A 6398-nucleotide genomic window follows, 5' to 3' on the forward strand; every position below is an offset into this window, starting at 1 on the left:
GTTCCCAAAATTGGTCGAAATGGGAACAAACGTGGGAAAAAAGAAACAAACGCGGGAAAATCGCTCGCGCGCTGCGCTCTAAGCGAAAAGGTATGTCGGAGCGAGTGGAGTGTTGTTTGATAAAATGCTGGTATGGGTCAATTTGAAGGCAGCCAGATTAGCGGCGATAGTCAGCTAACTCAAAACTCTAATAGCAGCGAAGCTAATCAAGATATATCTAAGCTCGATCCATTGATGAATCGCCCTAGAATATCTACAATTGCGCTATGCGGCGTTTGCGCGGTTCTTTTTGCAGCATCTGCTGCGGCAGTGTGGTTTTTAGCTGTACGAACTTCGTTAGGCCAGTCGTACGAAGAAATGGTGATTAGCACTTTTGGCTATAGCGCCATTCCATCAACGCTTGCTGCGATTTTAGCGCCGCTTAGAAACTCCATAATCGTTATAGTTTTGAGCGTGCTAATATGCGTTGCTGCGCTAATAGTTGTGATTATAAGAAAACGCTGGTGGCTGCTTGCCCAATGCGCTGCAATACTTGCTTTATCGCTTGCAGCAGAGCCACTAAAGCGCGTTCTTCCGCGACCAATGCTGGTAAACGTTGCCACTCTTGCAAAGAACTCTGCGCCTTCGGGGCACACTCTTTTAATGGCGGCCGCTTGTGCGATTCTTATTTGCGCTGTTAGTCGAGCGTTTAGAGCGTGGGTTGCGGCTGGAGCCGCGTTGATAACATTTTTGCTGGCTGTGGCTCTTATGGGAGGCCGCTGGCATAGGCCTGCAGACGTTGTAATGTCGGTGCTAATGGTGGGGGCAATCGCTTGCGCTGCAATGGCTTTTACGCGCGGGTCTGCAATGGATTTACCTGGTCGTAGAAGGTCTTCTATAAGCGTGCAAATTGTTGGAACTGCAATGATTACAATGGGCATTATTGGCATCGTGTATTTTGCGTACATGTTTTATCAGATTTTGCCAGGTGTTGAATTGGGTGCAAAATGGGCGATTGGCGTTTCGCACGTTTTAACATATTGGGCAGTTGCGGGAGTGTGCGGCCTAACGTTCGGCGTTTTGATGGTTCTTAAACACTGCACGGCCGCGCCTTTGAGCAGACTCGGGCTAGTGGGCGCGCCGCCTACGCCGCCAGCAAAAAGCGATGCGCAAAGTCAGCCTGATGAAAGTGATTTGTTAAAAATGCTATCGTCTAATTAAATAAAAAAAAATAAGTAAAATTGAATAAAAAATCATTAAAGTGGTATATATAGGAGTATATGCTGATATTTCGCAAAATTTGATTTATTGGGAATGATGCGTAAATTGCGTTAGAGTAGGTTGCGTTAGAGTAGGTTGCATAAAGCAAGTTGCGTTAGAGTTGGCGCAGGTAGTGAGCGCGAAATATGCAGTGCATTTAGTGTTTAGTGCATGCGAGTGCATGTGAGTGCAGATACGAAAGGAGAGAGTATGACAGAGCAGAACAAGCTTGTCATTGTGGAGTCTCCCACTAAAGCGCGTAAAATAGGCGGATATCTTGGAAGCGGATACACGGTTATGGCGTCCGTTGGCCACATTCGCGATTTAGCACAGCCAAGTCAGGTGCCAGCCGCTAAAAAGGCGGAATTTGGCAAGTTTGGCGTAGATGTAAACAATGGTTTTGAGCCGTACTACATTGTTGGGGCCGATAAAAAGAAAACCGTTTCCGACTTAAAAGCCGCGCTGGCAAAGTCGGGCGAGTTGTTCCTTGCAACTGATGAGGACCGCGAAGGAGAGGCGATTGCGTGGCATCTTGTGCAGGCGCTTAAGCCAAAAGTGCCAGTAAAGCGCATGGTGTTTCACGAGATTACAAAGCCTGCGATTCAGGCTTCGCTTGCTAACACGAGAGACGTTGACGATCACATGGTTGATGCGCAAGAAACGCGCCGCGTGTTGGATAGATTGTACGGCTACGAGCTTTCGCCAGTTTTGTGGCGCAAGGTGGGGCCAGGTCTTTCGGCTGGACGAGTGCAATCTGTTGCAACGCGTTTGATTGTTGAGCGCGAGCGCGAGAGAATGGCCTTTAGAAAAGCGAGCTATTGGGATGTTTGCGCGGATTTGAGCGCAAACGGCGTTGATTTTCAGGCGCGAATGACGGCTCTAAACGGAGCGCGTTTGGCGGGTTCTAAAGATTTTAACTCGCTTGGCGAGCTTCAAAAAGCCAAGGGCGAATCTGCTTTAGCACACTATTTAAACGAGGCGGACGCTTGTGCGATTGCGAAAAATCTTGGCGCGGCCGATTTTGTTGTAAACTCAATGGACACTAAGCCGTATCGCCGCCGCCCATTGCCTCCGTTTACAACGTCTACTCTTCAGCAGACTGCTGGAAATCGCTTGTCTATGAGCTCTCGCCAAACTATGCGCGCGGCTCAATCTTTGTATGAAAACGGTTACATAACCTACATGCGTACGGATTCTGTAACGCTTTCTAAAGAGGCGATTTTTGCGGCTCGAGATTGTGTTAAGTCTAATTTTGGAGACGAGTATTTAGCGGATTCTCCAAAACAGTACGCTACGACTTCTGCAGGCGCTCAAGAGGCGCACGAGTGTATTCGTCCTGCTGGGTCTGCGTTTAAAAATCCTGCGGATTTGGCGGGTGTACTGCCTGCCGATCAGCTTAAGCTTTACACGCTTATTTGGCAGCGCACGCTTGCGTCTCAAATGGCGGACGCCACTGGTTTTACGGCTACAGTTAAGCTAGACGCTTTAGCTGGCAGCTTTGGAACGGCTAATTTCCAGGCTTCTGGAACCGTTATTGAGTTTGCTGGATTTATGAAGGTGTTTGGCGGATTTAGCGAAGACGAGCAGTCTAAGGCTTTGCCGCCTATGGCTAATGGAGATGTTCTTAAAGCTTTGCAAGTTAGCGCGGATGGCCACGAGACTCAGCCGCCAGCTCGCTACACGGAAGCGTCTTTAGTTAAGACGTTGGAAGCTAAGGAGATTGGTAGGCCGTCTACTTACGCTAGCATTATTTCTACGATTATTGATCGCGGATACGTGTATGAGCGTGGGCGTGCGTTGATTCCAAGCTGGCTTGCTTTTGCGGTTATTAAGCTTTTGGAATCTAATTTCCCAACTTATGTTGACTACGCGTTTACGGCAGACATGGAAAATGGCCTGGATCGCATTGCGCATGGTGAGGAAGCTGGTAAAGATTGGCTTTACAAGTTTTACTTTGGAGATGACGGGGCGGTTGCTAGCGATTCTGTGTCTGCGGTTGCTAGCGATTTTTCCGCGCACAAAGGCTTGCAAAAGCAGGTTGATCAGCTTGGCGAGATTGACGCGCGAGAGATCAACACGATTGATATTGGCGGCGGATTGCATGTTCGCGTAGGCAGATACGGCCCGTATTTGGAAGATACTAAGAATCTAGACGAAGAGGGCAATGCGCGCAGAGCTTCGATTCCAAGCACTTTGGCTCCAGACGAGCTTACCGAGCAGGTTGCGAGGGATTTGATTGAAAACAACTCCGAAGGCCCGCGCGTTTTGGGAACGGATCCGCAAACTGGCGGAAGTGTAGAAGTTAGAAACGGGCGTTTTGGTGCGTATGTTGCTCTTGTTGAGGCCTCGAGTGAGGCTTCGAGTGAGGGTGAATCGCAAGCAGCCAGCGATTCCGCTAAAACTGGCGCAAAGTCTTCTGCAACTGCAAAGTCTTCTGCAAAATCTAAGAAGTCTGCCCAAAATAAGCCAAAAATGGCGTCTTTGTTTAAAACAATGGATCCTGCAACAATAACTTTGCAAGAGGCTTTGCAACTTTTGAGTTTGCCTCGATTGGTTGGCGTTGTGGAAGAAGTTGACGAGCAGGGCGAGGTTAAGCGTGCAAAGATTGAGGCGAATAATGGGCGATACGGACCTTATTTGACTAAGACTTACGAGCGCACGGATGCTGGCGAAACGGCTGCGGATTCTAAGCCAGACAATCGTTCGCTTGCAAGCGAAGACGCGATTTTTAGTGTGACTTTAGACGAAGCCAAGGAGCTGTTTGCGCAGCCAAAGTATGCAAAGCGCACGAGTGGAGCTGCAAAACCGCCACTTAGGGAGCTTGGAGAAGACCCAGAAAGCGGCAAGCCAGTGGTGATTAAAGACGGCTTCTACGGCGCTTATATTACGGATGGCATTACGAATCGCACGCTGCCAAAGCAATATACGCCTGAGTCGATTGAGCCACAAGTTGCGTTTGAGCTTTTGGCGCAAAAGCGCGCGGCAGGGCCTGTAAAGCGCAAGAGAACTGCTGCAAAGAAGACGACTGCAAAGAAGCCTGCTGCTAAGAAAACTGCGACTAAAAAGAGCGCTGCAAAAAAGCCTGCTGCAAAAAAGAGCACAGCAAAAAAGTCCACGTCTAAAGCCGAGTAAACCTGGTAGAGGTATGCAAAATGGCTATAGATCTTAAAAACAGCGAGCTTAATGGCTTAAACAAAGGGCTTTTTATATCTTTTGAAGGTATAGACGGCGTTGGAAAAACCACGCAAGTTAACGCTTTGCGCGATTTTTTGCAAGCGCGCGGGCTTGAGGTTGTTGTGACTAGAGAGCCTGGCGGAACGCAGCTGGGAAAGCAGTTGCGAGATATTCTTTTGCATGGCGATTCGATTTGTGCGCGCGCTGAGGCTCTGCTTTTTGCGGCAGACCGCGCTCAACATGCTGCGCAAATCATTATTCCAGCTTTGCAGCGCGGTGCGGTTGTTATAACGGATCGCTACATTGATTCTTCGCTAGCGTACCAATCGGGTGGGCGCGAACTCACTATGCAAGACGTGCGTGATTTAAGCGAGTGGGCGTCTAATGGACTTTGGCCAAATCGCACGTATTTGCTAGATATGAGCGAGAAAGATGCTGCTGTGCGCTTGCGCGGGCAGGCGGATCGCATGGAAAGCGCGGGACTTGATTTTGCGCGCCGCACGCGTGAAGCGTTCTTAGATCTTGCTAAACAAAACGCGCAAAGATTTTGCGTTTTAGACGCCACTTTGCCAGCTTGCGATTTATCGAAGTTGATTGCTAAAGATATGTGCGAGCTGCTGGATAATGCTGGTGTGCGTGAGGAAGAATCGCAAGAATCACAAGGATCGCAAGGATCGCAAGAATCGCAAGCCGCCGCAGAATCGCTAGAAAATCAAGGATTTTAGGATTTTAGGATTTTAGCAATGGACGTTTGGGAATCGGTAGTTGGTCAAGCGCAAGTTGTTGAGCGTCTTAAAAAAGTGGCGCAAGGCGATTCAAGCAAGATCGCGCAATCGTGGCTTATTTGCGGCGCTTCGGGATTTGGGTGCGCAAAAGTGGCAAGAGCGTTTGCAGCAGCATTGCAATCGCGCGAAAAAATCGCAAGCAGCCGCACCGCCGAAAACTCCGCCACTCAAATAAACACAGATAAAATCGCAAGTGAAGTGTTGGCTGGAACAAGCCCAGACGTAAACATTTTAAGCACAGACAAAGTTACAGTAAGCATTGACGAAGTGCGCGAGATTGTGTCAATTTCCGAGCAGATGCCAAGTGTTGCGCCGTGGCGAATCATAATAATCGAAGATGTTGGGCGCATGCTTGAGCGAACAACAAACGTTTTGCTAAAAGAAATCGAAGAGCCAGCACCTCGCACAATTTGGATTCTTTGCGCTGCAAGCGCGGCAGATGTTTTGCCAACAATTCGATCCAGGTCTCAAATAGTGAATTTGGCGCAGCCAAGCGACCAAGATGTTCAAGAATACGTGCAAAAACACTCTAATGTGGATGCAAAAACGGCGGCGAGCGTTGCGCGAATTGCGCAAGGAAACGTTGATTTGGCAATGCTTTACGCAACTAGCGAGCAGGCCAGAAGCAGGCGAGAAGAGCTTGTGGCAGGCGTTTTGCGAATTAGCAGTGCAATAGATGCGATTATGCTGGCGCAAACGCTAATCGAAGATGCTAAAAGCCAAGCAGAAGACGAAGTGCAAAAGTCTATTGAAGCTGAGCAAAGCGAGTTTTTGCGCATAAATGGCCTTAAACCAACGGATAAAATTCCGCCTAAAATTCGTAGCGCATACAATGCGATTGGCAAAAAAGACGATGTTAAACGCAAAGTAACTCGCGTAAGCAGAGACGTTCTAAACCGCGCAATCGACGCCATTTGCAGCGTGTATTGCGATGCTCTTGTTTTAATAAACAACGCGCAAGATAAAGCGCCGCTGGTAAATCAAGATTTTAAGGCGCAAATTGCGGCTCTTGCAAAAAATCTTAGTGCCGAGCGTGCGCTTAAATGCCTGGACGCGCTTGCTGTGGCTAAAAAGCGGCTTGCTGGCAATGGCAATGCAACGCTTGTTTTTGAAGCGCTTTTCTGCTCGCTTAGACCACGCGAGTGATATTTCCTATTTCCTTGCTTGGTGTTGTAGGAGGGCTGGGTGTTTCTTGTCTCA

General features: G+C 48.7%; 4 protein-coding genes. All 4 read left to right on the top strand.

Annotation, left to right across the window (positions count from 1 at the left end; translation table 11 throughout):
- The first annotated feature begins 132 nt into the window (after nucleotides 1–132).
- The 4 genes from HMPREF3216_RS01525 to HMPREF3216_RS01540 all read left to right on the top strand — a co-directional run bounded on the left by HMPREF3216_RS01525 (nucleotide 133) and on the right by HMPREF3216_RS01540 (nucleotide 6344).
- On the top strand, nucleotides 133–1200 hold the full coding sequence (locus HMPREF3216_RS01525; protein WP_060786625.1) for a phosphatase PAP2 family protein: 1068 nt from the start codon (nucleotides 133–135) through the stop codon (nucleotides 1198–1200).
- A 249-nt stretch (nucleotides 1201–1449) separates the two neighbouring features.
- Entirely contained in the window at nucleotides 1450–4371 is a 2922-nt protein-coding gene (topA, locus tag HMPREF3216_RS01530; RefSeq protein WP_060786626.1) for a type I DNA topoisomerase, read from the top strand.
- Between the two features lie 20 nt (nucleotides 4372–4391).
- Nucleotides 4392–5138 (top strand): dTMP kinase, encoded by a 747-nt coding sequence (gene tmk / locus HMPREF3216_RS01535; RefSeq protein WP_060786627.1) that lies wholly within the window; start codon nucleotides 4392–4394, stop codon nucleotides 5136–5138.
- A gap of 18 nt (nucleotides 5139–5156) precedes the next feature.
- On the top strand, nucleotides 5157–6344 hold the full coding sequence (locus HMPREF3216_RS01540; protein ID WP_060786628.1) for a DNA polymerase III subunit delta': 1188 nt from the start codon (nucleotides 5157–5159) through the stop codon (nucleotides 6342–6344).
- The last annotated feature ends 54 nt before the right edge of the window (nucleotides 6345–6398 follow it).

The organism is Gardnerella vaginalis (assembly GCF_001546455.1).
Lineage (GTDB): Bacteria > Actinomycetota > Actinomycetes > Actinomycetales > Bifidobacteriaceae > Bifidobacterium > Bifidobacterium vaginale_B.

What these genes read in the sequence shown, in the direction of transcription:
- HMPREF3216_RS01525 (WP_060786625.1), top strand. Translation starts at nt 133, where the DNA reads ATGGGTCAATTTGAAGGCAGCCAGATTAGCGGCGATAGTCAGCTAACT.
- HMPREF3216_RS01540 (WP_060786628.1), top strand. Translation starts at nt 5,157, where the DNA reads ATGGACGTTTGGGAATCGGTAGTTGGTCAAGCGCAAGTTGTTGAGCGT.
- tmk (WP_060786627.1), top strand. Translation starts at nt 4,392, where the DNA reads ATGGCTATAGATCTTAAAAACAGCGAGCTTAATGGCTTAAACAAAGGG.
- topA (WP_060786626.1), top strand. Translation starts at nt 1,450, where the DNA reads ATGACAGAGCAGAACAAGCTTGTCATTGTGGAGTCTCCCACTAAAGCG.